Source organism: Nocardioides litoris, from assembly GCF_006346315.1.
GTDB lineage: Bacteria > Actinomycetota > Actinomycetes > Propionibacteriales > Nocardioidaceae > Nocardioides > Nocardioides litoris.
Genome location: NZ_VDMR01000008.1, coordinates 280585 through 306206, shown reverse-complemented (window position 1 = coordinate 306206; position 25622 = coordinate 280585). Strand labels below are relative to the sequence as shown.

Here is a 25622-nt window from a genome sequence, read left to right as displayed (position 1 = left end):
CAGTCGACCCGGTGTGACTACTCGGCGGTGTCCAGTCGGATGAGCATCTTGCCGGTGTTGGCGCCCTCGCCCAGCCCGAGGAAGCCCTCGACGGTGCGGTCGAGGCCCTCGAGGACGGTCTCGCGGTAGGTGACCTCGCCGGAGGCGAGCCACGGCCCGACCGTGCGGTAGAACTCACCGGCCAGCTCGGCGTGGTCGCTGACGATGAACCCGCGCAGGGTCAGGCGGCGGGCGACGGCCAGCATCATGTTGCGCGGCCCGGGGACCGGGGTGTCGTAGCCCGCGATGCCGCCGCACAGGGCGAACCGGGCGAAGTCGGCGGAGTGCTGGATCGCAGCCTCGAGGTGGTCGCCGCCGACGTTGTCGAAGTACACGTCGACCGGGCCGTGGTCGCGCAGCTGGGACCCGATCGGGGCGGCCGTGTAGTCGAGCGCGACGTCGTACCCGATCTCGCGGAGCCAGGCCGTCTTGTCCGCCGACCCCGCCGAGCCGATGACCTTGCTCGCGCCGAGCCGGCGGGCGATCTGGCCGGCGAGCGACCCGACGGCCCCGGCGGCGCCGGAGACGAAGACCCTGTCGCCGTCGGTGACGGGGGCGATCGCGGTCAGACCGACCCAGGCGGTGAGGCCGGGCATGCCGAGGGCGCCGAGGTAGGCCGACGCGGGGGCGGCGTCGGTGTCGAGCACGCGCACCTGGCCGGCGTCGAGGACGGCGTGCTCGCGCCACCCGGCCATGTGCTGGACCGTGGCACCGACGGGGACGTCCTCGGACGTGGACTGCTCGACCACGCCGACGGCGCCGCCCTCGAGCGGCTCGTCGAGGCCGTAGGCGGGCACGTAGGACTTCACGTCGTTCATCCGGCCGCGCATGTAGGGGTCGACCGAGAGCACGGTGTTGCGCACCAGCACCTGGCCGTCGGCGGGGTCGGGCAGCTCGACCTCGACGGTGCGGAAGTCCGAGGGCTGCGGACGGCCCTGGGGACGGGCGGTGAGCTGGATCTGGCGGGTCGTGGTGGTCACCGACCCAGCCTGGCAGGCCGCGGGTCGCCCGCGGGGAGGGGGCCGTGGGAGCCTGACCGGCATGACCGACGCGCCCGACTCGCTCCGCTCCGTCACCCTCACCCGCACCGGCCGCGGCGCGTTCCGCATCACCAACGCCGCGGGCGGCAGCATCGAGGTCGGGGGCTCCGAGACCGACTTCACCCCCGTCGAGCTGCTGCTGGCCGCGCTGGCCGGGTGCGCCGCGGTCAACGTCGAGGAGCTGAGCAGCCGCCGGGCCGAGCCGGAGCGGTTCGAGGTGCGCGCCGAGGGCCACAAGGTCCGCGACGAGACGGGCGGCCGCATGGAGGACCTGCGGCTGCTCTTCGACACCGCCTTCCCCGACGACGAGGGTGGCGACAAGGCCCGCGAGATGCTGCCGCGCTTCCTGGCCCAGACCCACGACCGCATCTGCACCGTCTCGCGCACCGTCGGCCTCGGCACCGACGTCGCCTACCTGCTCGCCGACGGCGAGCCCGGCCCCTCCGCCTGATGGTCCGGGCCGTTCCGGTGCGGCCGTGGCCGGCCCCGCCGCGCCAGGACGGCCGCCGGTTCGTCGTCACCGGGGCCAACAGCGGCGTCGGTCTGGAGACCACCCGGGCGCTGGTGCGCGCCGGCGCGCACGTGATGATGGCCTGCCGCGACGAGGGGCGGGGCGCCACCGCGCGCGACGACGTGCTCGCCAGCGAGGGCCGGGCTGCCGCCGAGCGCGTCGAGGTCGGTCGCCTCGACGTGGCCGACCTGGCCTCGGTGCGCGACTTCGCCGACGGCGTCGGGCCGGTCGACGTCGTCGTCGGCAACGCCGGCGTGCTCGGCGTGCCGTTCGGGCTGAGCCCCGACGGGGTCGAGCTGCACCTGGCGACCAACCACCTCGGTCACGTGGCCCTGGCCCTGCGGCTGCTGCCGCGGCTGACGGACCGGGTCGTCGTGGTGTCCTCGGTGAGCCACCGGGCGGGCGACCTGCGGCTCGACGACCTCGACTGGTCGCGCCGCGGCTACTCGGCGTACGGCGCCTACGCGGCGTCCAAGCTGGCCAACCTGCTCTTCCTGGCCGAGCTGCAGCGTCGGCTCACCGCGGCCGGCTCGACCCTGCGCGCGACCGGAGCCCACCCGGGCAGCACGGCCACCGCGATCACCGCGAGCCGGGGCGGCCTGCTGAGCTGGGTCGGCTCGTGGGGCCACGGCCTGGTGGGCATGTCACCGACCCAGGGCGCGGCACCCGTCGTCGTCGCGGCCACCGCCGACCTGCCGGGCGGCACCTACCTCGGCCCCCACGGCTGGCGCGAGATGCGGGGCCACCCCGTCGGCGCCCGCCGCAGCGCATCGGCGCTCGACCCCGAGCTCGCCGCCCGGGCCTGGGAGCGGTGGGAGGAGATGACCGGGCTCGGCCTCGACCTCGGTCTCAGCCCACCGTGACCTTGGTGAACGTGACCGGGGTCTTGGGCTGCCCGTCGGGGCCGACGTCGACGGTGCCCGCCCTCGCGACCCGCTCCACCACCTGCAGCCCGGCCCGGGCGACCTTGCCGAAGACGGTGTACGACGGCGGCAGCGGCGTCTCGCCGTAGACGATGAAGAACTGCGACCCGTTGGTGTCGGGCCCGGCGTTGGCCATGGCGAGGATGCCGGCGGGGTAGGTCTCGTCGCCGCTGAGCTCGTCGGGGAACTGGTAGCCGGGCCCGCCCGTGCCGGTGCCGGTGGGGTCGCCGCACTGCAGCACCTGGATGCCCTGGGTGGTGAGGCGGTGGCAGCTGGTCCCGTCGAAGTAGCCCTGCTGGGCCAGCGAGACGAAGGAGCCCACGGTGCACGGCGTGGCCGCGGCGTCGAGGACGAACGGGATGGCACCGGCCGAGCTCTGGATGCGGCCACGCACCTGGCCCTCCACCGTGGGCTCTGCCGGCGGGGCCTGGACCTGCGCGCTGCCGGACCCGCCCGTGCCGTCGCTGGTGTAGGTGCAGGTGCCGGTGGGCGCGGTGGGGGCGGTGGTCGTGGGGGTGGTGGTCGGTGCCCCCGGCTCGGCCGGGGCCGCGGCGCCGGCCTCGCCCACCTCGACGAAGTCGAGGGTGACCGGGTCGGCGGGCGCGCCGTCGCCGGTGCCGTCGGCGGTGCCCTTGTCGGCGATGTCGGTGACGACCTGGACCGACGCCTCGTCGATCGTGCCGAACACGGTGTAGGACGGCGGCAGCTGGGTCTCGGCGTACACGACGAAGAACTGGGACCCGTTGGTGTCGGGTCCGGCGTTGGCCATGGCGAGGGTCCCGGCGGGGTAGGTCTCGGCGCCGCTCAGCTCGTCGGGGTAGGCGTAGCCGGGGCCGCCGGAGCCGGTGCCGGTCGGGTCACCGCACTGCAGCACGTAGATGCCCTCGGTGGTGAGCCGGTGGCACGGGGTCTCGTCGTAGTAGCCCTGGCTGGCCAGCGAGGTGAACGAGTTGACCGTGCACGGCGCCTTCGAGGCGTCGAGCGTGGCGTCGAGGTCACCGGCGCTCGTCTCGAGCGTCACCTGGACCGTGCCGGCGTACGCCGCCGTGGCGGCCGGCGGGTCGACGGCCTTGGCGGACTCGCCACTGGCGGAGTACTGGCAGGGGGCGCCGTCGGGGTTGGCCGGCTGCGGCGCGTGGGTGCGCTCCTGGCCCGCGGTGCCGCTCCCGTCACCGGGCTCCTCGCCACCCTCGTCGCCGCACCCGGTGAGCACCAGGCCGGTCGCGACCGCGAGGGCCAGCAGCCCCGCGCCCGACCGGCGTCCGGACAGTCCTGCACGCCGACGCCACATGGCCGCGATCGTAGGTCAGTCGTGGGCGTCCTCCGGCAGGGCCTCGTGGCCGGGGAGCCCGGTCGTGCGGCGCAGGTCCTTCATCTCCGCCTCGAAGAGGTGCCGCCGGCCGCCGACCAGGACCGCGAGCGCCCGCCGCTCGATGTCCTTGAGCGGCTCCCAGAAGCCGTCGTCGAAGTGCTCGACCATCTGGAAGGACCACATGCCCGGCAGCGGGTTGCGGCCCAGGGCCTCGCGCTCCATCTCCTGGACCCACTCCTCGAGGCCGGCCTCGCGCAGCTTCTCAGTCGCCTCGCCGAGCACCCGGTCGACGGCGCCCATCCGGCGGTGGAAGGCGTACATCAGCCCGCGGGCCTCCTCGACGTGGTCGAGCGCGGCCGAGAGCTTGCCGAGCGCCTCCACGGTCGCGTCGTCGACACCCGCGGGGCGACGGTGCGCCTCGTCGCGGCCGTCGGCGGGGTCCTCGCCGGTGCTCGTCGTCTGGTGGTCGGTGGAGCTGGTCATGGCGTCCACGCTGGCAGGCCCGTCGGGGGCTCGCCCACCCCTCGAACGAATGAGCGGTCGGCCCTGGACGACGATCGCCCCGCATGCCTCGCGAGGAGGGATACGGGGCGTTGGCCCGCCGGTCAGGATCACATGGGGAGACCCTGCGGCCCGTCCCACTGTGCCGGGAACCTACCCATGGGTCAAGGCGACCCCAGGCCCTCACGGAATGTTCACAGGACGCCCTCCGAGCGCCTGCCGTGCACCGGCCGTCCACCTCCCGTCCACCGTCCACCCGACGTCGTCACAGGTGGCGGCGGACCTCGTCGAGCACCCCTCGCGGGTCGTCGGCCCACAGCCGCACGGCCTCGAGGACCTGCGCCCCGCCCCGGGGGGCCGAGCCCGGCAGCCGGACCTCGGCGGGGCCCTCCAGGACCACCGTGACGTTGGTCTGGTGGGAGACCGGGAGGGCGAGCGTGACCAGCCCGTCGCGGTCGGCGACCTTCGGGGTGTCGGGCTCGTGGGTGCGGGGGCGGTGGGACACCGAGTGCACGAGCTCCCACGGCAGGTCGAGCTCGAGGTCGAGCCCGTCGCGCACCCGCAGTCCCCGGGGTCCGACCGTGTGCGGCCTCACCGCGTTGGCGCAGAGCAGTCCGATGCACCAGACCACGCCCCAGAGGCCGAGCACGAGCAGGGGGACCCGCACCGTGGGCCACCGGCTGACGACGACGTCGATGACGACCACCTCGACGGCCGAGAGGACGGCGAAGACCCACAGCAGGAGCCGCACCGGTGCGTCGTAGCGGAACCCCGTCGCACCCCGCGGCACGTCGGGGCGCCGGGCCAGGGCCCGCGCCAGGGCGCCGTACATCCGGAGCTCGATGCGCACCGCACGCGCGGCGAACCGGCCCACGCGCGCCCAGCGGCCCGGCCCGCGGGGGAGCGCGACGTCGGCGCTCACGAGCCGGCCGCCTCGGCGACGAGGGCCGCGAGCCGACGCGTGACGGCCGCGAGCCCGCGGTCGAACGCCGCCCGGTCGGCCGGGTCGACCGCGTCGAGGAGGTCGGCAGCCAGCGCGGCGTGCTCGCGCTGCATCGCGGCCACGACCTGCTCGGCCTCGGGCGTCAGCGCGACGACCACGGCCCGCCGGTCGGTCGGGTGCGGCCGGCGGGTGAGGTAGCCGTGCTGCTCGAGCACGTCGACCAGGCCCGAGACGTGCCGGGCGCTCACCCCGAGGGCGGCGGCGACCGCCTGCTGGGTCGAGGGCCCCGACGCCCCGAGCACCCAGAGCACGCCGACGCGGGACGCCGTCAGCGGGGTGTCGGCGAAGGCGCGCTCCATGTCGCGCTGGAGCAGGTCTCCCACCAGCAGCAGCCGGTCGAGCACGGTGTCGTCGGCCATGTCGTTACCTTACCTCACGATGAACACAGGTAACGATTGTTCGCAAGGCGTGCGGGTCCGGCACCCCGAAGGGAGAGACGTGCCCGTTCGTGACATCGGGCATGCGGGCAGACCGCGGGTATGGCCGGTCGACACCCCGACCCACCCGAACGGGTCACCGACGACGACCGACCAGGCTCATGTCGGGGCGCATTGCTGCCGATGCAATGGGCACGTACTCGTCGGAGGAGCACTCGGGCTCCTTCTCCCCCCTCCCCCCCGAAAGTCCCCCCACCATGCGACGCACAGCGATCGCAGGGTTGGCCTTTGCCACCCTGCTGTCGGGGTGTGCCACCACGGGCACCCCGGAAACCGTCCGCGCGGTTGACCGCGCCACCTTCGTCCCGTCCACCACCGCCGCCGCGGCCACCCCCCTGGCGGCGCCGGCCTCGGTCGTCCCGCTGGTCGAGAAGCGCCGCAAGCGCCGCGGGCCGCCGGCCGCGGCCGTGGGCGTCCAGTTCCACGGGCTGTGGTCGAGCTACAGCGACCGGGACCGGGCGGTCGCGCTCGACCGGATCGCCGCGATGGGTGCGCGCTGGGTGCGCATCGACATCTCGTGGGCGATGCTGCAGCCGAACCCGGGAGCGATCGACGCCCGTGGCTGGGGTCCGCAGTTCATCGACCACGTGATCTCGATGGCCCACGCCCGCGGGCTGCGGGTGCTCGGCACGTTCTGGCTCACGCCGGGCTGGGCCAACGGCTACGCGGGGGAGCGGGTCGCCCCGCGCGACCCCGCGACGTACGGTCGGGCCTTCGCCTGGGCCGCACGCCGCTGGGCCGGCAAGGTGCAGGCGTGGGAGGCGTGGAACGAGCCCAACTCCGGTGACTTCCTCGTCGGGGCCGACCCGACGACGTACACCCGCCTGCTCTGTGCGGCCTACCGGTCGACCCAGGCCCTGCCCGGACCGGCGCCCGCACGGGTCGTGTACGGCGGCACCATGCACAACGACGTCCCGTGGATCGCCCGCACCTACCGCGCCGGCGCCAAGGGCTGCTTCGACGTCATGGCGACCCACCCCTACCAGTCGCCCTCGGGCACCTCGCCGCTCTCGGGCCGCGGCACCTCGATCTGGGAGTTCCAGCACCTGCGCGCGGTGCGGGCGCTGATGGTCCGCAACGGCGACCGCCGACCGGTCTGGTTGACCGAGTTCGGGTGGTCCTCCCACGCCAACACCGGTCGCGAAGCCGGCTGGGAGCAGGGCGTGACCGAGGCCCAGCAGGCGTCGTTCACGGTGGCCGCGCTGCGGACGCTGCGCCAGCGCTACCCGTGGGTGCGCCGGGCGTTCCTCTACACCGACCGGGCCAACCCGGGCGAGGGTGTGCACCAGGCCGGGTTCGGCCTGATGACCAACGACCTGCGGCCCAAGCCGGTCTACCACGCCGTGCGGAGCTGGGTCCGCTCGAACCCGCCGTGGCTGCGCTACCTCCCTCGGAAGGTAGGCCGCACCGGCTGACCCCGCGGGGGACGCGGGACGGGACGGCGCGCCCCGGGATTGTGGAACAATCCTGGGGTGCGTCCCGTCTGTGCCGTGCTCCTGGCCGCCCTGCTCTTCGGCACGACCGGCACCGCCCGGGCCCTGGCCGACCTCGACGCGTCCGCGAGCACCGTCGGCCTCGCCCGGGTGCTGCTCGGCGGGGCGGTGCTCGCGGCCTGCGCGCTCGCGACGCGGCGGCGGCCGGGGGAGCGGGGCGAGGCCACGCCGCGGACCGGCGTCCTGTCCGCGCTGCCCGCGCCGGTCGTCGTCGCCGGCGGCGCGGCGGGCGTGCTGGCCTACCAGCCGACGTTCTTCGCAGGCACGTCCGGCGGGGTCGCGGTGGGGACGGTCGTGGCCCTCGGGTCGGCCCCGCTGGTCACCGGCGTGGTCGACGCGGTCCTGCGCCGTCGGCGACCCGAGGGCCGGTGGTGGGGCGCCACGGGGCTCGCCCTGGTCGGGCTGGTCCTGGTGGCCGGCCTCGGGGCCCCGGGGGCCGGGCCGGGGCCGTCGGTGCTCTGGGCGGTCGCCGCCGGGGCGTCGTACGCCGTCTACACGGTGACCGGCAAGGAGCTGCTCGACCGCGGGTGGACACCGGCGGGCGTGATGGGGGCGCAGTTCGGGGTCGCGGCCGCGGTCGCGCTGCCCGCCCTCGTGGTGGTCGGTGGGGCCGGTGACCTGACCGGGCCGGGAGGGCTGCTGCTCGTGGCCTGGCTCGGGGTGGCGACCGTGGCCGTGGCCTACCTGCTGTTCGGGTGGGGGCTGGCCCGCCTGCCGGCCACGACCGTCGCGACCCTCACCCTGGCCGAGCCGCTGTGCGCGACGCTGCTGGGTGTCGGCCTGCTCGGCGAGGACCTGTCGCCGGCGGTGGCCCTGGGGCTCGCGGTCCTCGCGTCGTCGCTGGTGGTGCTCACCGTGCCCCTGCGCCGGGGGAGGCCGCGTGCCGCCGTCGCCGCCTGAGCGGGCCACCGCGCCCGCCCTGCTCGCCGACCTGCTCCGTGACGAGGTCCTCTCGGGCCGCCTCGGACCGGGGACGCCGCTGCGCGAGGAGGACATCGCGACCCGCACCGGCCACGCCCGGCACACCGTGCGCGCCGCCCTGGCCCGCCTGGTCGACGAGCGGGTCGCGGTCTCCGAGCCCTACCGCGGCGTGCGCGTCACGGCCTTCGACGACGCCGACGTGGTCGCGCTCCAGCAGCTGCGCGGGGCACTGGAGTCGGAGGCCGTGCGGCTGCTCGGCGGGCAGCACGGGCCGCGGTGGCCCCGGGCCGTGCTGGCGCCGGTGCGCGAGGCCCTCGACGCGCTGGCCGCCGAGCCCGACGACGACTGGCCGGCCGTCGCCAGGGCGCATGCGTCGGTGCACCGCACCCTCGTCGCGGCCGCCGGCAGCCCGCGGATCACCGCCGCCCACGACCGGCTCGACGCCGAGCTGCTCCTCGTCCTCGTGCAGGTCCGGCCGGCGTACACGGTGGCCGGGCTGGTGCGGGAGCACCGCTCCTACCTCGCCGCGGTGCAGCGCGACGGCCCCGACGCCGTACGCCGGCACCTGGCGCACTCGACCCGGCTCATCCTCGACGCGCGGGCCGGGGCGGGCTGACGTCAGGCCCGGGCACCCAGCTCGACGGCGGCGGCGTCGACCAGCGCCTGCAGCAGCGGCAGGGAGCGCTGGACGTGGAGGCGGGCCTGGTCGGGCTCGGCGGCGCAGAGCCGGTCGAGGGCGTGGCCGATGCCCGCGAAGGCGTCGGCGACCATGCGGGCGACCGGGTGGTCGGGCGTGACGCCGAGGTCGCGGGCCACGTGCGGTCGGGCGATCGCGCTGAGCGCCGCGGCGCGGGTCGTCGACACCTTGCCGGCGACCTCCGGGACCGTGCGCTCGACCTCCCAGCGGACGCGTCGGGTCGCGCTGAGGTCGCCCATCTCGTCGACCCAGCCGTCGGCGGACGCCGCCAGGACGTCGACGAACGTCTGGCCCTCGGTGCGCCCGGCCAGGGCCCGCTCGAGGACCCGGAGGTCGTCGGAGGCGCCCACGAGCAGGGCGTCGTCCTTGCTGGGGAAGTGGGTGAAGAAGGCGCGACGCGAGATGCCCGCCTCGGCGGCGACCTGGGCGACGGTCACGGTGGTCCAGGGGTGCTCGGCGGCCAGGCGCAGCGCGGCCTCGGCGACCTCGCGGCGCAGCTGCTCGCGGCGACGGTCGGTCAGGGGGGCGGGCACGCCGCTCATCCTAGGGACCACCCTTCCGTAGGTTCTGCACTGCGTGCACATCCCGCACGCTGTGCATCATGGTTTCGACATCCCGCACCTCCCACCCGCCCGCCGGCGGGGACGCGACGGCCCAGGACGGCCATCACCCCCGCCTCGGCCTCCTGCTCGCCACGATGTGCAGCGCCCTCGGCCTGGTCATCGCAGCGACGTCCTCGCTGGCCCTGGCCCTGCCCGACGTCGCGGCCGACACGGGCGCGACGCAGAGCCAGGCCACATGGGTCGTCAACGCCTACGCCCTGGTCTTCGCGGCGCTCCTGCTGCCGATCGGCATCGCGGCCGACAAGCTCGGCCGCCGCGGCTTCCTCGTCGGCGGCCTCGGGCTCTTCGCCGCCGCCACCGCCGTCTCCGGACTGCTCGACGACCCGGTCGCGGTCATCGCCCTGCGCGGCGTCGCCGGCCTCGGCGCCGCCGCCGTCATGCCGGCGACGCTCTCGGTCCTGGTCGAGGCGTTCCCCGAGGACCGACGCGACCGCGCCGTGTCGGTGTGGGCCGCCGTGTCCGGCGCGGGGGCGATGGTCGGCCTGGTCGTCGCCGGTCTGCTGCTCGAGTCGTTCTGGTGGGGGAGCGTGCAGCTGACCACCGGCGCCGCCGCGGCCGTGCTGGCCCTGGTCTGCCTCCGGGTCGTGCCGCCCTCGCGCAACCCCGACCTGCGCCTCGACCCCGCAGGTGCCGTCCTCTCGCTCGTCGGCCTCGCCGGCATCGTGTACGCCGTCGTCGAGGGCCCCGAGATCGGCTGGACCTCGCCCCGGGTCGTGGTCGCGGCCGCGGTCGGGGTGGTCGCGCTGGGCGCGTTCGTGGGGCACGAGATGCGTACCGAGGCGCCGATGCTCGACGTGCGCCTGTTCCGGTCGCGGTGGCTGGCCACCGGGAGCGTCCTGGTCTTCCTGCAGTTCTTCTCCGCCTACGCCTTCTTCTTCCTCGGTCCGCAGTGGCTGCAGTACGTGCAGGGGGAGGGGCCGCTCGGGGCTGCCGCGTGGTTCCTGCCCTTCGCCCTCGGCGTCGCCCCGGCCTCCTTGCTGGCGCCCGTCCTCATCGACCGTCTCGGCCCCGGCACCGTCGGCGCCTGGGGCATGGCGCAGATGGGTCTCGCCCTGGGCGCGGTGGCGCTGCAGGCCGACGGGGAGACCTCGCTGTGGTGGTTCGCGGCCACGGTGGTGGTGCTCTCGTTCGGGTTCGGGCTGGCCGTCACCCCCGGGACCTCGCTCATCATCGGGGGCCTGCCCGAGGACCGGCGGACCCTCTCCGCCGCGGTCAACGACGTCACCCGCGAGGTCGGGGGAGCCCTCGGCAGTGCGGTGGCCGCCTCCGTCCTCCTCGCCGTGTACGGCGCCCGCCTCGACGGCCTGACCGGCCTGCCCGGGCCGGTCGCGGCCGCGGCCGAGGCGGGCTTCGTGCAGGCCGCCGGGGCCGCCGGGGAGCTCCCGCCCCGCGAGGGTGCACGGCTGCTCAGCACCGCCACCGACGCGTTCGGCGACGGGTTCGCCACGGCGCTGTGGATGGCGGCGGCCGTCCTCGTGCTCGGCGCCGTGGCCACCGCGGTGGGTGCCCGGCGCCGGTGAGGCCACCCCGGCCGGGCCCGGCGCCGGTCCCCGCCGGGGGTCAGCGCAGGGGAGAGCCGTAGCGGAGCAGGTTGCCGTCGGGGTCGACGTGCGCACCCTCCCGCAGCCCGTAGCCGGTGTCGACCGGCTCGGCGTCGCGGCCTCCGACGCCCTGCGACCACGTGCGGTGCAGGGCGTCGGCGTCGTCGACGTGCAGGTAGGCGCACCCGGCGGTCGTCGCCGGGTCGTGGTCGTCGCGGTGCGAGACGTGCAGCTCGACCGGGCCGAGTCGGGCGAAGGCGTAGTCGTCGCCGTCGTCGTGGCGGGAGACCTCGAACCCCAGGGCGGCGTAGTGCTCGACCCACGCGCCGACGTCGGAGGTGGAGAAGACGGGGGCTGCCGCACGGGGACGACCGGCTCGCCGCCGTTCGAGCGCGCGCTCGCGCACCAGCAGGAAGAGCGGGATCGCGAAGGCCGCGGCCACGACGCCGCACAGCACCAGGTAGACCCACCAGCGGCGGATGCCGAGGCGGCGCCCCTCGGTGACCACCAGGACCACGCACGCCGCGGCCAGCACCGCGAGGTCGAAGGTCAGCGACCGGCCGGCCGGCGTGCTCGTGGCGTCCTCGACGAAGCCCAGGGCGCTGCCCCGGTGCATGAGGTTGTTGGGCACGGTGAGGGCGGCGCCGAGCACCGCCAGCACGGCGTACGCCGCCTGGCGGACCTGCGAGGACCGAGAGGCATCCATGCCGCGACCGTAGACGGGCGGGTCAGGGGAGGTCGGTCATCAGGCAGACCATGCTGACCTCGCCGTCGGGCTCGACGGTGAGGTGCAGGTGCCGGCCGCCGACGACCCAGCGGGCCCACCCGTGCTCGTCGGACCGTTCGGCCGGCTCACCGAGGTGGGAGACGACGTCGTCGACCCGGGCGTCGTCGGGGAGCAGGTCGAGGAGCCGGCCGATGGTGAGCCCCCGGACCCACAGGGTGGCGAGCGTGCCGCTGTCGAAGGCGGCCTGGACCCCGCGCGAGCGCAGCCTGCGGCCGGCCCGGCGCAGGCCGCCCGCGCCCAGGGGCACGTCGAGCAGCTCGGCGAGGGCGGCGACCTGCGGCGACCCGTCCGACGTGCCGAGCGCGTCGAGCAGCACGACCAGGTCACCGGCGACCTCGGGCGGCCAGGTGCGCCCGTGGTCGGCAGCGTCGTCGGCACCGTCGTGGGCACCGTCGTGGGCACCGTCGTGGGCACCGTCGTCCGGCCCGTGGTCGGGGGAGTCGGGCACGTCCTCACCCAGCTGCCGGCGTACCCACGTCGTGAACGCGCCGTGCTCGGCGGGCGGCCACTCCGTGGGCACCGCGACGCCGTACGTCGCGGTGACCCAGGACCGGAACCCGGCCACGGCCTCGACGGCGTCGGGCTCCGCGGGCGGCGCCCCGAGCTCGACGTCGACGAGCTCGACGTACCCGACGGCGACCAGCGCGAGCAGGTCGAGCGGCGTGCGGGCGACCTCGTAGGCGTCGCCCTCGGAACCCAGCACGACCGCGCGGACCCCGTCGCGGTCGCCGTCGTCGCCGTCGTCGCCCTCCGCGACGTCGGGGCGCCACAGGGCGAGCACCGACCCGTCGCCACCCGCCTCACCGATGGGTCGGAGCCGGCTCCCGGCCTCGGTGCCCACCCCGAACCAGGCCTCGAGCCAGCCGTCGAAGCCGCCGCGGAACACCGGCCCGAGGACCCGGCGACCGGCGTACGCCGTGAGGAACGGCTGGTCGGGCTCGCCGCCGCCGAAGCCCTGGGACTCCATCCAGTCCCAGGCCGCGGCCAGCTCGTCCGGGACGTCGACGGGGTGCGGGGGGAGCGCTTCGAGGAGTCGCGACACGCGCGGATCGTAGCGCCGGTCCGACCACCGCGAGGCCCACCGGACCCCGGTCCACGGCGCGCAGGACTACGGTCGGGTCATGTCGCTCGAACCCGCGATGGCACCGCGCCCGATGCCCCCGGCGCCGGGCGAGGCGGAGGCACTGCTCGGGGCGCTGCACCGCAACCGGCGGACCTTCGCCTGGAAGACCGGCGGCCTGACGGCGGAGCAGTTGGGCCGCACCCTGGCTCCGTCGACGCTGACCCTGGCCGGCCTGGTCAAGCACCTCGCCCTGGTCGAGGACCACTACTTCACCCACCAGCTGCTGGGCGAGGACTACCCGGGCGTCTGGGCGCCGATGGCCGCGGAAGCCGACTGGGAGTGGAACTCGGCCGTCCACGACACGCCCGAGGAGCTGCGGGCGCTGTGGCTGGCGGCGGTCGAGCGTTCGGAGCGCGCCGTCGAGACGGTGCTGCGCGAGCACGACCTCGACCACCGGGTCGCGCAGCCCGACGGGCACGAGCCGTTCAGCCTGCGCCGGGTGCTGGTCGACATGATCGAGGAGTACGCACGACACACCGGCCACGCCGACCTGCTGCGCGAGTCGATCGACGGGCTGACCGGGGAGGACGCCCCACCCCACGCCTCTGCCTGACCTGTGACCTGACATAATGTCACTTATCGGCGATATCTGGACGAGCCAGGAACAGGCCTGGGAGCGCCCAGCCGACCGCCCGACCAGGCCGACCCAGGGGCGCCGACGACCCACGTCGCGAAGCATCGCCGCGTCGCGTGGTCGTCCGGCACCCGGGCGGAGCCGGGACAGCCGTGCGCCGATGCCAGCAGCTGGCACCGGCGTACGGCTGTCGTGGGCCCCTTGAGCTCGGGCGTCAGCGCCAGACGGCGGACTTGGAACCGACCTTGAGCGTGCCGGGCTTGCCGGCCTGGCCGACGAAGGCGATGCCGACGCCACCGCGCTTGGACGTGCAGGCCTTGTAGGCGCGGCCGACGACCACCTGGCCGCCGGGCAGCGGGCTCGAGGAGACCTGCTTGCCCTTGGTGCCGGTGATGCGCTTGACCTTGGCGACGGTCATGCCCTTCTTGATCTTGCGGTACTCGGCCTTGGTGACGCAGCCCTGGCCGGCGCGCTCGGAGACCTGCGGGGCGGAGGCGGCGGTGGCGCTGCCGATCGGGGCGACCAGGCCGGACGTGGCGACGGCGGTGGTCAGGACGGCGGCGGCAGCAGCGCGGCGCAGGGACATGACAGGGCTCCTCGGGAGTCGTGGGGGTGCCGCCGGGATGTCGGCGGTCGGGGCCGTCGTTCCCGCGGCGCGCCCGGCGAAACCCCCATCCGCCGGGCGGATGTCAGAAGTCCCGCCTCGACGCCCGCGCTCGGCCCTTGATGGCCTCGATGACCTCGGTCTTGGCGTCGGAGTAGGCGTTCATGTCCGCCCAGTCCTGGGCCACCAGGTCGCGCTTGACCGACTCGTAGAGCCGACGGTCCGCCTCGTCGCTGCGCAGCCGGTCGCGCAGCAGCAGGTAGTCCGCGGCGGCCGGGGCACCGACCTCGAGCACGTGCACGTGGACGTCGAGGTCCGGCGTGCGGACGAGCCGGTGGCCGGGTTCACGCACGCGCAGCAGGTAGCCGGCCGCCAGGAGCGGGTCGAGGTAGTCGGCCTCGGCCGTGATGTCTGGGACCGTGACGAGCACGTCGATGATCGGCTTGGCGGCCAGGCCCGGCACGGACGTCGACCCGATGTGCTCGACCTGGACCCCGGTCTCCCCCAGTGCTGTCCGGATCCGGGCCTCGTGCTCGGCGTACGCCGTCGCCCAGCCCGGGTCGTGGTCGACCACGACCAGCGCGCGCTTCTCGACTCCCCCGACGAGCTCGGTGTCCGTGACGTCGTCCACCCGCGCACGCTAGCGGCGCGGCCCGTCCTCGTCGGGCCTGGGCTCGTCGGGCCTGGGCTCGTCGGGCCTGGGCTCGTCGGCCTGTGCTCGTCGGTCCTGTCCCCCGGTGCCTCCGCTCGGCGCCAGCGCAACCCTGCGGCGGACGGAGGTGGTAGCAAGGGCGCGTGCCCAGCCCCGTCCCCGAGATGCTGTGGGCCGCCGCGGACCCGCACGAGGTGCTGCGGGACCGCTTCGGGCACGTCGACGGCGCGTCGGTCGTCACCTGGTTGCGCGACGTGCTGCGCACCCACTGGCAGGTCGAGGTCGTCCACTGCTCACGACTGGTGCTGAGCGACGCCAACGCACTGGCCTGGGTGTCCACGCGCGACCGCGGAACGCTGGTGGCGAAGTGGTGCGTCGCCCCGGCCCGCACGCCGCGCCTGCGGACGGTGGCCGACCTGACGGCCTGGCTCGACCGCCGCGGGCTACCGGTCTCGGCGCCCCTCCTGGCCGACGACGGACAGCTGCTCGTCGAGGTCGATGGCGCCCTGGTCGGGCTGCAGCGCGAGGTCGAGGGCGACCTGCTCGACGTGACCGACGCGCGGCAGGTCGTCGAGGCCGGTCGCACCGTCGCGCGCCTGCACACCGCGCTGGCGGCGTACGACGGCGGGGTGCCGGGCCCGCACGAGACCCGGACCCTGCGCGAGCGCCTCACCGCCTGGCTGGCCCACGCCCCGCCCCACCTCCTCCCTCGCCACCTCGACGCGCTGCGCCACCGTCTCGCCAAGGCGCCCACCGACGAACCGGAGCGGCAGGTCGTGCACGGTGACGTGCGGGCCGCCAACCTGCTCGTGCGCGGCGGCCGCGTCGTCGCGGTGCTCGACCTGGAGGAAGCCCGCCACGACCACGCCGTGGTCGAGCTGGCCCGGTCGGCGGTGCTGCTGGGCACCCGGTTCCGCGGGTGGGGGCCGGTGCCGGCCCCGGTCCGGGCGGGCTACGTCGCGGCGTACGACGGCGGGCGTGCGCGCAGCGAGGTCGAGCGCGGGTGGTGGCCGGCGCTGGAGCTGTGGCAGGCCCTGGCCATGGTGCCGGCCGGCGACGACCCGACCGGCTGGGGCGCGGCCGTCGAGGAGCTCCTGCGCGACGGGTGAGCCGGGGCGGCGTCGCCGCCGACGATGCTGGGGACCGTGCCCGAAGGACACACCATCCACCGCCTGGCCCGCCGCCACCGCCGGATGCTGAAGGGCAAGGTGGTGCACACCTCGAGCCCGCAGGGACGGTTCGCCGAGGGGGCCGCGCAGCTCGACGGCCGCACCGTGCTCGGCACCGACGCGTGGGGCAAGCACCTGTTCCACCGGTTCGACGACGGCTGGCTGCACGTCCACCTGGGCCTGTTCGGACGCTACCGCGACGGCGCCGGCGAGCCCCCGGAGCCGAAGGGCGCGCTGCGGCTGCGGATGACCACCGAGGACCACTGGATCGACCTGCGCGGCCCGACCGCGTGCGAGCTGCTCGCCGACCCCGAGCGCGACGCCCTGCTGGCCCGGCTCGGACCCGACCCGCTGCGTCCCGGCACCCCCGCGTCGGCGGCCGCGCAGCGGATCGGCCGCTCCCGCTCCCCCATCGGCACGCTGCTGATGAACCAGGCGGTCGTGGCCGGCATCGGCAACGTCTACCGCGCCGAGATCCTCTTCCGGCACGGCCTGCACCCCTGGACGCCCGGCCGCGAGGTCGACGAGGCCACCTGGACCGTGCTCTGGGACGACCTCGTGGTGCTGATGGAGTCCGGCGTGCGCACCGGTCGCATCGTCACCACCGAGCCCGAGGACCGCGAGCGACCCGGCGGACGGGTGCGCCGGGTCGACGCGTCGTACGTCTACCACCGCACCGGCCGGCCGTGCCGACGCTGCGGGACGCCGGTCGAGAGCGCCGAGCTCGCCGCGCGCACCGTCTACTGGTGCCCGGTCTGCCAGCCGGAGACCTGACCCTCAAGCCAGGTCGGACGGCGTGGCCCCTGTACTCCGGCAGCGCGCGGCCCGGCACGAACCCGACGCCCTCGTAGACCACCCGCGCCGCCTCGGTGCCGAACCCGATCTTGACCCGCGCCATCCCCGCTGCGGCCAGCCGGGCCACGCCCTCGGCCACCACGGCCGAGGCGAGGCCGCGCCGCTGGTGTGCGTCCTCGACCCGCACCGGCTCGACCAGGCCGACCCGGGTCACCGGGTCGGCCCAGCACAGCACGTAGCCCGCGACCTCGCCCGCGGCGGTCTCGACGCGCAGGTCGAGGGAACGGTCGTAGAGCGAGCACGCGTCGAGGGCGCGCGCCCACGGCCGGCCCGTTGCGGCCGACCATCGGGTGCGGGTCGTCGGGTCGCTGCGTCCGGTCGACCACGCGGTAGCCCTCGGCCACGGACCGGCTCGGGCCCGACCACGTGGCGGTGTCGAGCCAGGAGTCCCACGAGGTCTCGCCGACGGTCCAGCCGAGGTCCTCGACGAGGTCGCGGAGCTCGGGCGCGTCGTCGTGCACGGGCACGCTCACCGTCTCGACACCGTGCGCCGACAGCCCGGCGCCCAGGGTGCGCGCGGCCTCCCACACCTCGGCGACGGTGGGCGCGCCGGGCACGGGCGCCACGACGACGTCGAGCTGCCAGGTCCTCTCGCGGAACGCGGTCAGCACGAGCCCGGCGACCGGGCCCTCGTCGTCGGCCCAGAACGGCCGCTCGACGTCGTCGGAGGGCCGGGGCCGCCGCGACCACCACTGCGGGTCGGCGGCCTCCCACGACCCGACGTGCGGGTCGGCGAGCCGGACCCGGTGCAGGAGCCGGGTCGTCAGGTCGAGCGCCTCGGCGCCGCTGGCGGTCGTGCGGGTCAACGAGCTCACCCAGCCGATCGTCGTCGGTCCGCTCGCCGGCCGCCACGCGTTTGCGTGCGGCGGAGGTCAGCCGCCCCAGAGCCCGTGGGCTGCGTGGAGCGCCGCGGCGAGGACCACCTTCTCGGGCCGACCGAGCGCCGCCGCTGCCGCGACGACGTCGTCGTGCTCGGGGTTGACGTTGACGACCCGGCCGTCGAGCCGGGCGACCTTGACCCGGATGCGCTGCCCGTCGACCGAGACGAGGGCGTCCTCGCGCGGCAGCGGCAGCTTGTCGACCGGACGGCGGCGCAGGCCGATGGTGCTGGTGTGGGTGACCAGCACCCGCACCAGGTCGTCGACGCGGGCGGGCGCGCAGAGCACCGAGACCGTGTGGGCCGGGCGGCCCTTCTTCATCTGGATCGGCACCAGCCAGGCGTCGTCGGCACCGGCCGCCATCAGGGCGGCCAGCACGCCGGGCCACAACCGTGGGTCGAGGTCGTCGACGTTGGCCTCGAGCACCAAAGCGGGCTCGGCGCCCTCCCCGGGGACGCTGGAGCCGACGACCAGCCGCAGCACGTTGGCGTGGCCCTCCGGGTCGCTCGACCCCGCGCCCACCCCGACCACCGACGGCACCATCGCCGGCATCGGCCCGAACCCGTCGACCAGCACCGCCAGCAGCGCCACGCCGGTCGGCGTCGCGAGCTCGCGCTCCAGCGGTCCGCCGTACGACGGCATGCCGCGCGCCGACAGCAGCTCGAGCACCGCGGGCGCCGGGACCGGGATCGAGCCGTGCTCGGTGCGCGCCCGCCCGCCACCGAGGGCGACCGGGGAGCAGACCAGGCGGTCGAGCCCGAGGTGCTGGACGCAGGCCACGACCCCGACCACGTCGGCGATGGCGTCGAGCGCACCCACCTCGTGGAAGTGCACGTCCGCGACGCCGACGCGGTGCACCCGCGCCTCGGCCTCGGCCAGCACCCGGAACACCTCGGCCGCCACCGACCCCGCCACCGACCCCACCACCGGCTCCAGCCGCGACAGCAGCGCGAGCACGTCGGCCAGCCGGCGGTGGTGGTGCGACTCCCCCGTCGTCACGTCGACCTTGGTCGCGCTGATCGCCGACCGCGTGACCTCGGCCGAGGACAGGACCACCCGCTCCGGCAGGTCGAGTGCGTCGATCGCGGCCTGCGGCACGGCCAGCGGCACGCCGGCCCCGACGCACGCGCCGAGCAGCATGTCGCCGCTGACGCCGCTGCTCGCGTCCAGCCAGCCGAGCGGGCCCGGCACGCCGGGCACCCTCACGCGGTCTCGTTCATCGACCCCGAGCGGAACCCCTGCGGGTCGACCTCGACGGACTCGAACCCCGTGACCGCCGCCAGCACCTCGGGTCGCGCCAGCAGCGCGGGCACGAGTGGCGCGTCGACCTCGACCCGGGCCCGGTCGCCGAGGTCGCGCACCCGCAGGTCGGCCACCGCCAGGCCGGCGTCGAGCATCGCGCGGCGCAGGTCGCGCTCGGCGGCCTCGATGCGGCCGAGGCGGCGCGGGGAGATCTGCAGGCCGTAGGCGACCCGGCTCGACAGGCAGGCCGCGGCCGGCTTGTCGGCCGTGACCAGTCCCCACGCCCGCGACGCCCGGCGCACCTCGGCCTTGGTCAGCCCGGCGTCGGCCAACGGGGTGACCGCACCCGCGGCCGCCGCGGCACGGATGCCCGGCCGGAACCGGTCGACCACGTCGTCGGCGTTGGTGCCCGTCGCCACCGGTCCCGCCCCGAGCCGCTCGGCCAGCGGGCCGAGCACCGAGAGCAGCTCGCTCTTGCAGTGGAAGCAGCGGTCACGGCCGTTGGCCACGTACCCGGGGCGCGCCATCTCGTCGGTGCGCGGGGCGTGGTGGGTGACGCCGAGGTCGGAGGCGAACAGGCGCGCCGCCTCGAGCTCCTCGGCGGGCAGCGACGGGCTGACCGCGGTCGCGGCGACCACGGACGACGGGCCCAGGGCGCGCACCGCGGCGGCGAGCACGAACGCGGAGTCGGCGCCGCCCGAGAAGGCGACCAGGACCGAGGCGTGCGCCCGCAGCCCCGCCTCCAGGGCGGTCAGCTTGTCCTGCAGGACCACGTCGAGCCCGCTCACGCGTCCACCCTCGCCCCGAGGAACCGGACGGCGGCGCACCCGGCGCCGAAGCCGTTGTCGATGCCCACGGCGGTGATGCCGGGGCTGCACGAGGCGAGCATGCCGAGCAGCGCGGTGACGCCCTCGAGACCGGCGCCGTAGCCAGTGCTCGTCGGCACCGCGACGACGGGCGCGCGGGTCAGGCCGCCGACGACGCTGGCCAGGGCACCCTCCATGCCGGCGACGACCACGACGACGTCGGCCGCGGCCAGCCGGTCCTGCTGGCCGAGCACGCGGTGCAGTCCGGCCACCCCGACGTCGGCCACCAGCGCGACCTCGTGCCCGTAGGCCTCGACCACGGCCGCGGCCTCGCGGGCCACCGGCAGGTCGCCGGTGCCGGCGGTCAGCACCAGCACCGACCCGGCGTGCTCCCGGCGCTCGCGGGCGCGCCACAGCAGCGTGCGCAGCTCCTGCCCCTCGTCGTACGACGCCACGGCGGCGCCCGGGGCCGCGGCCGTCGCGGCGGCGGCCTGGGCGGGGTCGGCGCGCGTGAGCAGCACGGGGCCGTCGCCGGGGCCGGCGAGCAGCTCGGCCACGGCGGCCGCGCACTGGTCGGGGGTCTTGCCGGGGCCGTAGACGGCCTCGGCGAGCCCGGTGCGGGCCTCGCGGAGGTGGTCGATCCGGAGCTCGGGGAGCTCGGTGACCGGGGCCTGCTCACTCACCCGAGCGATCCTGTCACAGGGTGCGCGGGCCACCGGCGACCCCCGGTCGTCGACGGGCTTGACCCGGTGTGGAAGGTTTCGGGGTCATGAGCGAGGTCTCGGACGCCCCGGACCGAGCCGGCGGGGCGGGCGGGGTACGCGTCCGTGACGCGCTGGCCGGGCAGCACGTGCTGCTCACCGGGGTCACGGGCTTCCTCGGCGAGGCCCTCCTCCAGCGCCTGCTGCGCGACGTGCCCGAGGTGCGCACGAGCGTGCTGGTCCGTCCGCGCGGGTCGACCACCGCGGCCTCCCGCGTCGCCACCCTGCTCGGCAAGGCGATCTTCGCCGACACCGTCGAGGCAGCCGGGGGCGTCGAGGCGCTGATGGCCGCGCGCATCGCCGTGGTCGAGGGCGACCTGACCGACCCGCCCGCGCTGCCCACCGACCTCGACGCCGTCGTGCACTGCGCGGGCGACGTGTCCTTCGACCCGCCGGTCGACGAGGGGTTCAGGGCCAACGTCGTCGGCGTGCGCGAGCTGCTCGAGCGCATCGAGGAGGCCAGCGGCCACGGCGAGCGCGACGTGCACTACCTGCACGTCTCCACCGCCTACGTCGCCGGTCGTCGCCGCGGCGCGGTGTTCGAGGAGCCGCTCGACCACGCGGTCGACGTCGACGCCGAGGTCGCGTGGGGCCTGGCCCGCCGTCCGGAGGTCGAGGCCCGTTCGCGCAGCGTCGACGTGCTCACCGAGCTCGGCAAGGACGCCGGCCGCGACCGCCGCCGCGCCGGCCCGCTGACCACCGCCGCCGCCGTCGAGGAGGCCCGCCGCACCTGGGTCAAGGACCAGCTCGTCGCCCTCGGCGCCGAGCGGGCACGCAGCCTCGGCTGGACCGACTGCTACACGTTCACCAAGGCCCTCGGCGAGCGCGTCGTGGAGGCCCACGCCACCCGCGACCCGCGCGGTCGCCGCGTCACCGTGCACCGCCCGACCATCGTCGAGTCGGCGCTCGAGCAGCCCTACCCGGGCTGGATCGAGGGCTTCAAGATGGCCGAGCCGCTGATCCTGGCCTACGGCCGCGGCGAGCTGCCGATGTTCCCCGGCGGGTCCGACACCATCGTCGACGTCGTCCCGGTCGACCACGTCGTCGCCTCGATCATCGCCTGCCTGGCCCGGCCGCCCGAGCCGGCCGCGCCGGCGTACGTCCACCTGAGCTCGGGCCACCGCAACCCGCTCACCTTCGGTGCCGTCTACGAGAACGTGCGGGCCTACTTCCAGGCCCACCCGTTCGCCGCCACCCCGCAGGGCCACGTGCCGCTGCCGGTGTGGTCGTGGTCGGGCACCGCGTCGGTGCAGCGCGCGATGAGCACCGGCGAGCGGCTGCACCGCACCGCCGAGCGGCTGCTCTCGCTGGCGCCCCGCACCGACCGCACCACCGGCTGGATCCGCAGCCTGGAGACCCAGGGCCGGCGGCTGGCCTTCCTGCGCCGCTACCTCGACGTCTACCAGGAGTACGCCCAGGCCGACCTGCGCTTCGTCGACGACGCCGCCGTGGCGCTGCGCGACGGGCTGCACCCCGACGACCGCGAGGTCTTCGCCTTCGACACGGCGGTCATCGACTGGGCGCACTACCTGCAGGAGGTGCACTGCCCCTCGGTGACCCAGCCCGTGCGCGAGCTCGACGTCGTGCGCGCCAAGCGCAAGAAGGTCGACCCGGCCGCGCTGCGCACGCTCGAGCCGCGTGCCGACGGCGCCGGCGGTCAGGTCGCGGCGTTCTTCGACATGGACGGCACGCTGCTGTCCTCCAACGTCGTGGAGTCCTTCCTCTGGCTGCGCCTGGCCGACCTGCCCGCGAGCCGTCGCGTCGGCGAGACCGCGCGACTGGCCCGGCGGCTGCCCAGGATCGTCCAGGCCGACCGCCACGACCGGGCCGCGATGCTGCGCGAGGTCTACCGCGAGTACGCCGGCGCCCGGCTGGAGGACCTCGAGGCCATCGTCGACGAGCACCTGACCGCCCACGTGCTCGAGCGCCTCGCTCCCGCCGCCGTGCGCCGGGTCCGCGAGCACCGCGCGGCCGGTCACACCACGATCCTGATCACCGGCGCGCTGCGACCGCTGACCCGCCCCGTCGCCCCCCTCTTCGACCACGTGCACGCCGCCGACCTCGCCGTCGACGACCGCGGCCGCTGCACCGGTCAGCTCGCCGCCTCGACCGTGGTCGGCGAGTCGCGGGGCGCGCTGGTGCGCGAGCTGGGCCGCTCGCTGGGGCTCGACCTCGCGGCGTCCTACGCCTACGCCGACTCCTACTCCGACCTCCCGCTGCTCGAGGCCGTGGGCCGCCCCGTCGCCGTGCGCCCCGACGTGCCGCTCTACCAGCACGCCCGCACGAAGCGCTGGAACATCGTCGACTGGACCTCCCCCGAGACCTCGACCCGCAGCCTCGACCCCGCAGGAAGGCGGTGACGGCCGTGCTGGCGCTCGAGATGGTGCGCAGCGTGCCCAAGACGCTGCTCGGCCGGGCCACCGGTGGCCGCGTGCCCGCCCTGGCCACCGGCGCCGGCGTGCCGCTGCGGCTGGCCACGATCGACCCCCCGCAGGTGGCCCGGCCCGGGTGGGCCCGGCTGCGCACCCGGCTGTCCGGCATCTGCGGCTCTGACCTCGGCATGCTCTCCGGCACCACGTCGCTCTACTTCAGCGCCGTCGTCTCGCTGCCCTTCGTGCCCGGGCACGAGGTCGTGGCCGACCTCGTCGACGACTGCGAGGACCTGCCGGTCGGCACCCGCGTCGTGGTCGACCCGGTGCTGCACTGCGCGGCGCGCGGCGTCGACCCGTGCCCGGCCTGCGCCGAGGGCCGGACCAACCGCTGCTCGCGCATCACCGTCGGCGACGTCTCCGCCGGGCTGCAGACCGGCTTCTGCCACGACACCGGCGGCGGCTGGGGCGAGGTGCTCGTCGCCCACCGCTCCCAGCTGCACCCCGTGCCCGAGGGCTTCTCCGACGAGCAGGCGCTGCTCGTCGAGCCCCTGGCCTGCGCCGTCCACACCGCCACCCGGGCCGGCGTCCGGCCCGGCGACCGGGTGCTCGTCTCCGGCGCCGGCGCCGTCGGGCTCCTGGCCACGCTCGCCCTGCGCGAGCTGACGGAGGCCGGCGAGATCGTCGTCGTCGCCAAGCACGCCCACCAGCGCGAGCTGGCCCGCGACTTCGGGGCCACCGAGGTCGTCGGCCCCGACGAGGTGCTGCGCCGCGTGCGCCGGGCGACCGGTGCCTTCCAGCTCGAGCCCGAGCTCGGCTCGCCGTACCTGCTGGGGGGCGTCGACGTCGCCCTCGACGCCGTCGGCAGCAGCGGGTCGCTCGAGACCTGCCTGCACGCCACCCGGGCCGGTGGCCGGGTCGTGCTCAGCGGCATGCCGGCCAAGGCCGACCTGTCCGCGGCCTGGTTCCGCGAGCTCGAGCTCGTCGGCACCTACGCCTCCGCGCGGGGCACCGAGGACTTCCCCCGCGCCATCGAGCTGGCCGCCCACGACGGCGTCGCCCGGCTCGCCAAGACCGTCTCGCCCTACCCGCTGCACCGGTGGCGGGAGGCTCTCGACCACGCGCACTCCGCCGGCCGCCTCGGCACGGTCAAGGTCGCGTTCGACCCCAGGAGGACCCGTTGAGCAGGCCCGGATTCGTGCTCGAGGTCGACGACCGCACTCCCCCGCTGCTGGTGCACGAGGGGCTCGGCTTCCGGCTCGAGGAGTTCCCGCTCGGCACCCGGGTGGTCTACCCGCCCGAGCCGCAGCCCACGGTGCCCGACGTCGACGAGGCCATCCTCGAGGCGCTGCTCCACCCCGTCGACTCCGAGCCCCTGCCCGCGCTGCTCAAGGCCGGGATGCGCCTCACCATCGCCTTCGACGACCTGTCGCTGCCGCTGCCGACCATGCGCCCGCCCGACATCCGCGGCCGGATCATCGAGCACGTCCTCGAGCTGGCCGCCCAGGCCGGCGTCGACGACGTCGAGCTGGTCGCGGCCAACGCGCTGCACCGCCGGATGACCCCCGCCGAGCTGCGCCACATCGTCGGCGAGCGCGTCTTCCGGTCCTTCCACCCCAGCGGCAAGCTCTACAACTTCGACGCCGAGGACCGCGCCAACCTCGCCCACCTCGGGCACACCGACAAGGGCGAGGACGTCGAGATCAGCAAGCGGGCCGCCGAGTCCGACCTGCTCGTCTACGTCAACGTCAACCTCGTCGCCATGGACGGCGGCCACAAGTCGGTCGGCATCGGGTTGGCGTCGTACAAGAGCCTGCGGCACCACCACAACGCCAAGACGATGGTGCACAGCCGGTCCTTCATGGACCACAAGCACTCCGAGATGCACTCCTCGGCCTGGCGCATCGGGCGGCTCATCAAGGACCACGTCAAGGTCTTCCAGATCGAGACCACGCTCGACAACAACGTCTTCCCCAAGCCCTACGAGTTCATGATGAAGCGCGAGTGGGAGTGGACCCGCCGCGACCAGGCCACCGCGCTCGGCATGCGCCGCGGCCTCGGACTGATGCCGCAGAAGCTGCGCCACCGCACCTTCCACGACGTGCGCTCGGCCTACGGCCTGACCGGCATCAACGCCGGCGAGGTCGAAGCCGTCCACGACCGCACGCTGCGCAAGGTCCACCAGCAGCAGCGCGTCGAGGTGCAGGGCCAGACCGACGTCGCCGTCTTCGGCATCCCCTACGTCGGGCCCTACAACGTCAACAGCTGGATGAACCCGATCCTGGCGACCTGCGTCGGCCTGGGCTACTTCTTCAACTCCTACCTGGGCTCGCCGATCGTGCGCCAGGGCGGGGTGGCGATCCTCTACCACCCGCTCGACGAGGGGTTCAGCACGCTGCACCACCCGTCGTACGTCGACTTCTACGACGAGGTGCTGGCCGAGTCGACCGACCCGGCCGTGATCGGGGAGAAGTACGAGCAGCAGTTCGCCACCGATCCGTGGTACGTCCACCTCTACCGCACCTCCAACGCCTACCACGGCGTCCACCCCTTCTACATGTGGTACTGGGCGGCGCACGCGATGGACCACCTCGGCGACGTGATCTGGGTCGGCGCCGACCGCAAGGCCGCGGCCCGCCTCGGCTTCCGGGCGGCCTCGACCCTGCGCGACGCGCTGGAGATGGCGTCCTCGACGGTCGGCAACGACCCGACCATCACCTACCTGCACAACCCGCCGCACGTGCTCGCGGACGTGCGCTAG

Annotated in this window: 25 protein-coding genes and 1 pseudogene; 12 read left to right on the top strand and 14 right to left on the bottom strand. The window is 75.4% G+C overall.

Going from position 1 to position 25622, the window contains the following annotated elements; genetic code table 11:
- Positions 1 to 17: 17 nt before the first annotated feature.
- Entirely contained in the window at positions 18 to 1019 is a 1002-nt protein-coding gene (locus tag FJQ57_RS19360) for an NADP-dependent oxidoreductase (RefSeq protein ID WP_246081910.1), read from the bottom strand.
- Between the two features lie 61 nt (positions 1020 to 1080).
- On the opposite strand from FJQ57_RS19360, the gene FJQ57_RS19355 reads away from it, so the two are divergent.
- Positions 1081 to 1530, top strand: coding sequence for an OsmC family protein (locus FJQ57_RS19355; RefSeq protein ID WP_139983469.1), 450 nt, complete (start codon positions 1081 to 1083; stop codon positions 1528 to 1530).
- Entirely contained in the window at positions 1530 to 2453 is a 924-nt protein-coding gene (locus tag FJQ57_RS19350; RefSeq protein WP_139983467.1) for an SDR family NAD(P)-dependent oxidoreductase, read from the top strand. The genes FJQ57_RS19355 and FJQ57_RS19350 overlap by 1 nt, the downstream gene beginning before the upstream one ends.
- Here the strand turns inward: FJQ57_RS19350 and FJQ57_RS23685 are convergent.
- The 4 genes from FJQ57_RS23685 to FJQ57_RS19325 all read right to left on the bottom strand — a co-directional run bounded on the left by FJQ57_RS23685 (position 2440) and on the right by FJQ57_RS19325 (position 5688).
- A complete protein-coding gene (locus FJQ57_RS23685; RefSeq protein WP_281284296.1) occupies positions 2440 to 3804 on the bottom strand; it encodes a peptidylprolyl isomerase in 1365 nt (454 codons plus the stop codon). The two genes, FJQ57_RS19350 and FJQ57_RS23685, sit on opposite strands and share 14 nt — an antisense overlap.
- Positions 3805 to 3819: 15 nt before the next feature.
- Complete coding sequence (locus tag FJQ57_RS19335) at positions 3820 to 4308, bottom strand: hypothetical protein (protein ID WP_139983465.1); 489 nt, start codon at positions 4306 to 4308, stop codon at positions 3820 to 3822.
- A 283-nt stretch (positions 4309 to 4591) separates the two neighbouring features.
- On the bottom strand, positions 4592 to 5248 hold the full coding sequence (locus FJQ57_RS19330) for a hypothetical protein (RefSeq protein ID WP_139983463.1): 657 nt from the start codon (positions 5246 to 5248) through the stop codon (positions 4592 to 4594).
- Entirely contained in the window at positions 5245 to 5688 is a 444-nt protein-coding gene (locus FJQ57_RS19325; protein WP_139983461.1) for a MarR family winged helix-turn-helix transcriptional regulator, read from the bottom strand. The genes FJQ57_RS19330 and FJQ57_RS19325 overlap by 4 nt, the downstream gene beginning before the upstream one ends.
- A gap of 299 nt (positions 5689 to 5987) precedes the next feature.
- On the opposite strand from FJQ57_RS19325, the gene FJQ57_RS19320 reads away from it, so the two are divergent.
- Genes FJQ57_RS19320 through FJQ57_RS19310 form a run of 3 tightly spaced genes read left to right on the top strand, consistent with a single transcriptional unit; the run spans position 5988 to position 8796 of the window.
- Positions 5988 to 7181, top strand: coding sequence for a glycoside hydrolase 5 family protein (locus FJQ57_RS19320; RefSeq protein WP_139983459.1), 1194 nt, complete (start codon positions 5988 to 5990; stop codon positions 7179 to 7181).
- A gap of 57 nt (positions 7182 to 7238) precedes the next feature.
- Positions 7239 to 8159, top strand: a complete 921-nt coding sequence (locus FJQ57_RS19315; protein WP_139983457.1) for a DMT family transporter — start codon at positions 7239 to 7241, stop codon at positions 8157 to 8159.
- Positions 8140 to 8796 (top strand): GntR family transcriptional regulator, encoded by a 657-nt coding sequence (locus tag FJQ57_RS19310; RefSeq protein WP_139983455.1) that lies wholly within the window; start codon positions 8140 to 8142, stop codon positions 8794 to 8796. Before FJQ57_RS19315 ends, FJQ57_RS19310 begins: the two co-directional genes overlap by 20 nt.
- Positions 8797 to 8798: 2 nt before the next feature.
- Here the strand turns inward: FJQ57_RS19310 and FJQ57_RS19305 are convergent, their stop codons facing one another.
- On the bottom strand, positions 8799 to 9410 hold the full coding sequence (locus FJQ57_RS19305) for a TetR/AcrR family transcriptional regulator (protein WP_170219513.1): 612 nt from the start codon (positions 9408 to 9410) through the stop codon (positions 8799 to 8801).
- A gap of 68 nt (positions 9411 to 9478) precedes the next feature.
- Here FJQ57_RS19305 and FJQ57_RS19300 point away from each other — a divergent pair, with 68 nt between their 5' ends.
- A complete protein-coding gene (locus FJQ57_RS19300) occupies positions 9479 to 11020 on the top strand; it encodes an MFS transporter (protein ID WP_139983451.1) in 1542 nt (513 codons plus the stop codon).
- Positions 11021 to 11060: 40 nt separating this feature from the next.
- Here FJQ57_RS19300 and FJQ57_RS19295 read toward each other — a convergent pair whose 3' ends face one another.
- Both FJQ57_RS19295 and FJQ57_RS19290 read right to left on the bottom strand, forming a co-directional pair.
- Complete coding sequence (locus FJQ57_RS19295; RefSeq protein ID WP_139983449.1) at positions 11061 to 11747, bottom strand: DUF2834 domain-containing protein; 687 nt, start codon at positions 11745 to 11747, stop codon at positions 11061 to 11063.
- A 22-nt stretch (positions 11748 to 11769) separates the two neighbouring features.
- A complete protein-coding gene (locus FJQ57_RS19290) occupies positions 11770 to 12870 on the bottom strand; it encodes a hypothetical protein (RefSeq protein WP_139983447.1) in 1101 nt (366 codons plus the stop codon).
- 79 nt (positions 12871 to 12949) lie between these two features.
- Here FJQ57_RS19290 and FJQ57_RS19285 point away from each other — a divergent pair, with 79 nt between their 5' ends.
- Positions 12950 to 13504: a DinB family protein gene (locus tag FJQ57_RS19285; RefSeq protein WP_139983446.1), complete on the top strand. Its 555-nt coding sequence runs from the start codon at positions 12950 to 12952 to the stop codon at positions 13502 to 13504.
- A gap of 235 nt (positions 13505 to 13739) precedes the next feature.
- On the opposite strand, the gene FJQ57_RS19280 is transcribed toward FJQ57_RS19285, so the two are convergent.
- Together FJQ57_RS19280 and FJQ57_RS19275 are read right to left on the bottom strand one after the other, a co-directional pair.
- Positions 13740 to 14111: a hypothetical protein gene (locus tag FJQ57_RS19280; protein WP_139983444.1), complete on the bottom strand. Its 372-nt coding sequence runs from the start codon at positions 14109 to 14111 to the stop codon at positions 13740 to 13742.
- Positions 14112 to 14214: 103 nt separating this feature from the next.
- Entirely contained in the window at positions 14215 to 14760 is a 546-nt protein-coding gene (locus FJQ57_RS19275; RefSeq protein WP_139983442.1) for a GrpB family protein, read from the bottom strand.
- Positions 14761 to 14924: 164 nt separating this feature from the next.
- On the opposite strand from FJQ57_RS19275, the gene FJQ57_RS19270 reads away from it, so the two are divergent.
- Together FJQ57_RS19270 and FJQ57_RS19265 are read left to right on the top strand one after the other, a co-directional pair.
- Positions 14925 to 15890, top strand: coding sequence for a phosphotransferase enzyme family protein (locus tag FJQ57_RS19270; protein ID WP_211349146.1), 966 nt, complete (start codon positions 14925 to 14927; stop codon positions 15888 to 15890).
- A gap of 36 nt (positions 15891 to 15926) precedes the next feature.
- Positions 15927 to 16724, top strand: a complete 798-nt coding sequence (locus tag FJQ57_RS19265; protein WP_139983440.1) for an Fpg/Nei family DNA glycosylase — start codon at positions 15927 to 15929, stop codon at positions 16722 to 16724.
- Between the two features lie 70 nt (positions 16725 to 16794).
- Here the strand turns inward: FJQ57_RS19265 and FJQ57_RS23820 are convergent.
- The 4 genes and pseudogenes from FJQ57_RS23820 to larB form a co-directional block, all read right to left on the bottom strand.
- Positions 16795 to 17019, bottom strand: a pseudogene (locus tag FJQ57_RS23820) (GNAT family N-acetyltransferase); the annotation flags it as partial.
- Between the two features lie 658 nt (positions 17020 to 17677).
- Positions 17678 to 18874, bottom strand: coding sequence for a nickel pincer cofactor biosynthesis protein LarC (larC, locus tag FJQ57_RS19255; protein WP_246081909.1), 1197 nt, complete (start codon positions 18872 to 18874; stop codon positions 17678 to 17680).
- Positions 18875 to 18885: 11 nt separating this feature from the next.
- Positions 18886 to 19713, bottom strand: coding sequence for an ATP-dependent sacrificial sulfur transferase LarE (larE, locus tag FJQ57_RS19250; protein ID WP_246081908.1), 828 nt, complete (start codon positions 19711 to 19713; stop codon positions 18886 to 18888).
- Entirely contained in the window at positions 19710 to 20414 is a 705-nt protein-coding gene (gene larB / locus FJQ57_RS19245; protein WP_139983438.1) for a nickel pincer cofactor biosynthesis protein LarB, read from the bottom strand. The genes larE and larB overlap by 4 nt, the downstream gene beginning before the upstream one ends.
- 86 nt (positions 20415 to 20500) lie before the next feature.
- Here larB and FJQ57_RS19240 point away from each other — a divergent pair, with 86 nt between their 5' ends.
- Genes FJQ57_RS19240 through larAH form a run of 3 tightly spaced genes read left to right on the top strand, consistent with a single transcriptional unit; the run spans position 20501 to position 25622 of the window.
- Complete coding sequence (locus tag FJQ57_RS19240) at positions 20501 to 22852, top strand: HAD-IB family hydrolase (RefSeq protein ID WP_139983436.1); 2352 nt, start codon at positions 20501 to 20503, stop codon at positions 22850 to 22852.
- Complete coding sequence (locus FJQ57_RS19235; RefSeq protein ID WP_246081907.1) at positions 22849 to 24045, top strand: zinc-dependent alcohol dehydrogenase; 1197 nt, start codon at positions 22849 to 22851, stop codon at positions 24043 to 24045. Before FJQ57_RS19240 ends, FJQ57_RS19235 begins: the two co-directional genes overlap by 4 nt.
- Positions 24042 to 25622, top strand: coding sequence for an NPN-dependent hydroxyacid isomerase, LarAH14/15/16 family (gene larAH, locus FJQ57_RS19230; protein WP_211349143.1), 1581 nt, complete (start codon positions 24042 to 24044; stop codon positions 25620 to 25622). The genes FJQ57_RS19235 and larAH overlap by 4 nt, the downstream gene beginning before the upstream one ends.

Coding starts and splice junctions, on each gene's coding strand:
- FJQ57_RS19335 (WP_139983465.1), bottom strand. CDS start 4,308: ATGACCAGCTCCACCGACCACCAGACGACGAGCACCGGCGAGGACCCC.
- FJQ57_RS23685 (WP_281284296.1), bottom strand. CDS start 3,804: ATGTGGCGTCGGCGTGCAGGACTGTCCGGACGCCGGTCGGGCGCGGGG.
- FJQ57_RS19300 (WP_139983451.1), top strand. CDS start 9,479: ATGGTTTCGACATCCCGCACCTCCCACCCGCCCGCCGGCGGGGACGCG.
- FJQ57_RS19355 (WP_139983469.1), top strand. CDS start 1,081: ATGACCGACGCGCCCGACTCGCTCCGCTCCGTCACCCTCACCCGCACC.
- FJQ57_RS19240 (WP_139983436.1), top strand. CDS start 20,501: ATGAGCGAGGTCTCGGACGCCCCGGACCGAGCCGGCGGGGCGGGCGGG.
- FJQ57_RS19325 (WP_139983461.1), bottom strand. CDS start 5,688: ATGGCCGACGACACCGTGCTCGACCGGCTGCTGCTGGTGGGAGACCTG.
- FJQ57_RS19285 (WP_139983446.1), top strand. CDS start 12,950: ATGTCGCTCGAACCCGCGATGGCACCGCGCCCGATGCCCCCGGCGCCG.
- FJQ57_RS19350 (WP_139983467.1), top strand. CDS start 1,530: ATGGTCCGGGCCGTTCCGGTGCGGCCGTGGCCGGCCCCGCCGCGCCAG.
- FJQ57_RS19280 (WP_139983444.1), bottom strand. CDS start 14,111: ATGTCCCTGCGCCGCGCTGCTGCCGCCGCCGTCCTGACCACCGCCGTC.
- FJQ57_RS19295 (WP_139983449.1), bottom strand. CDS start 11,747: ATGGATGCCTCTCGGTCCTCGCAGGTCCGCCAGGCGGCGTACGCCGTG.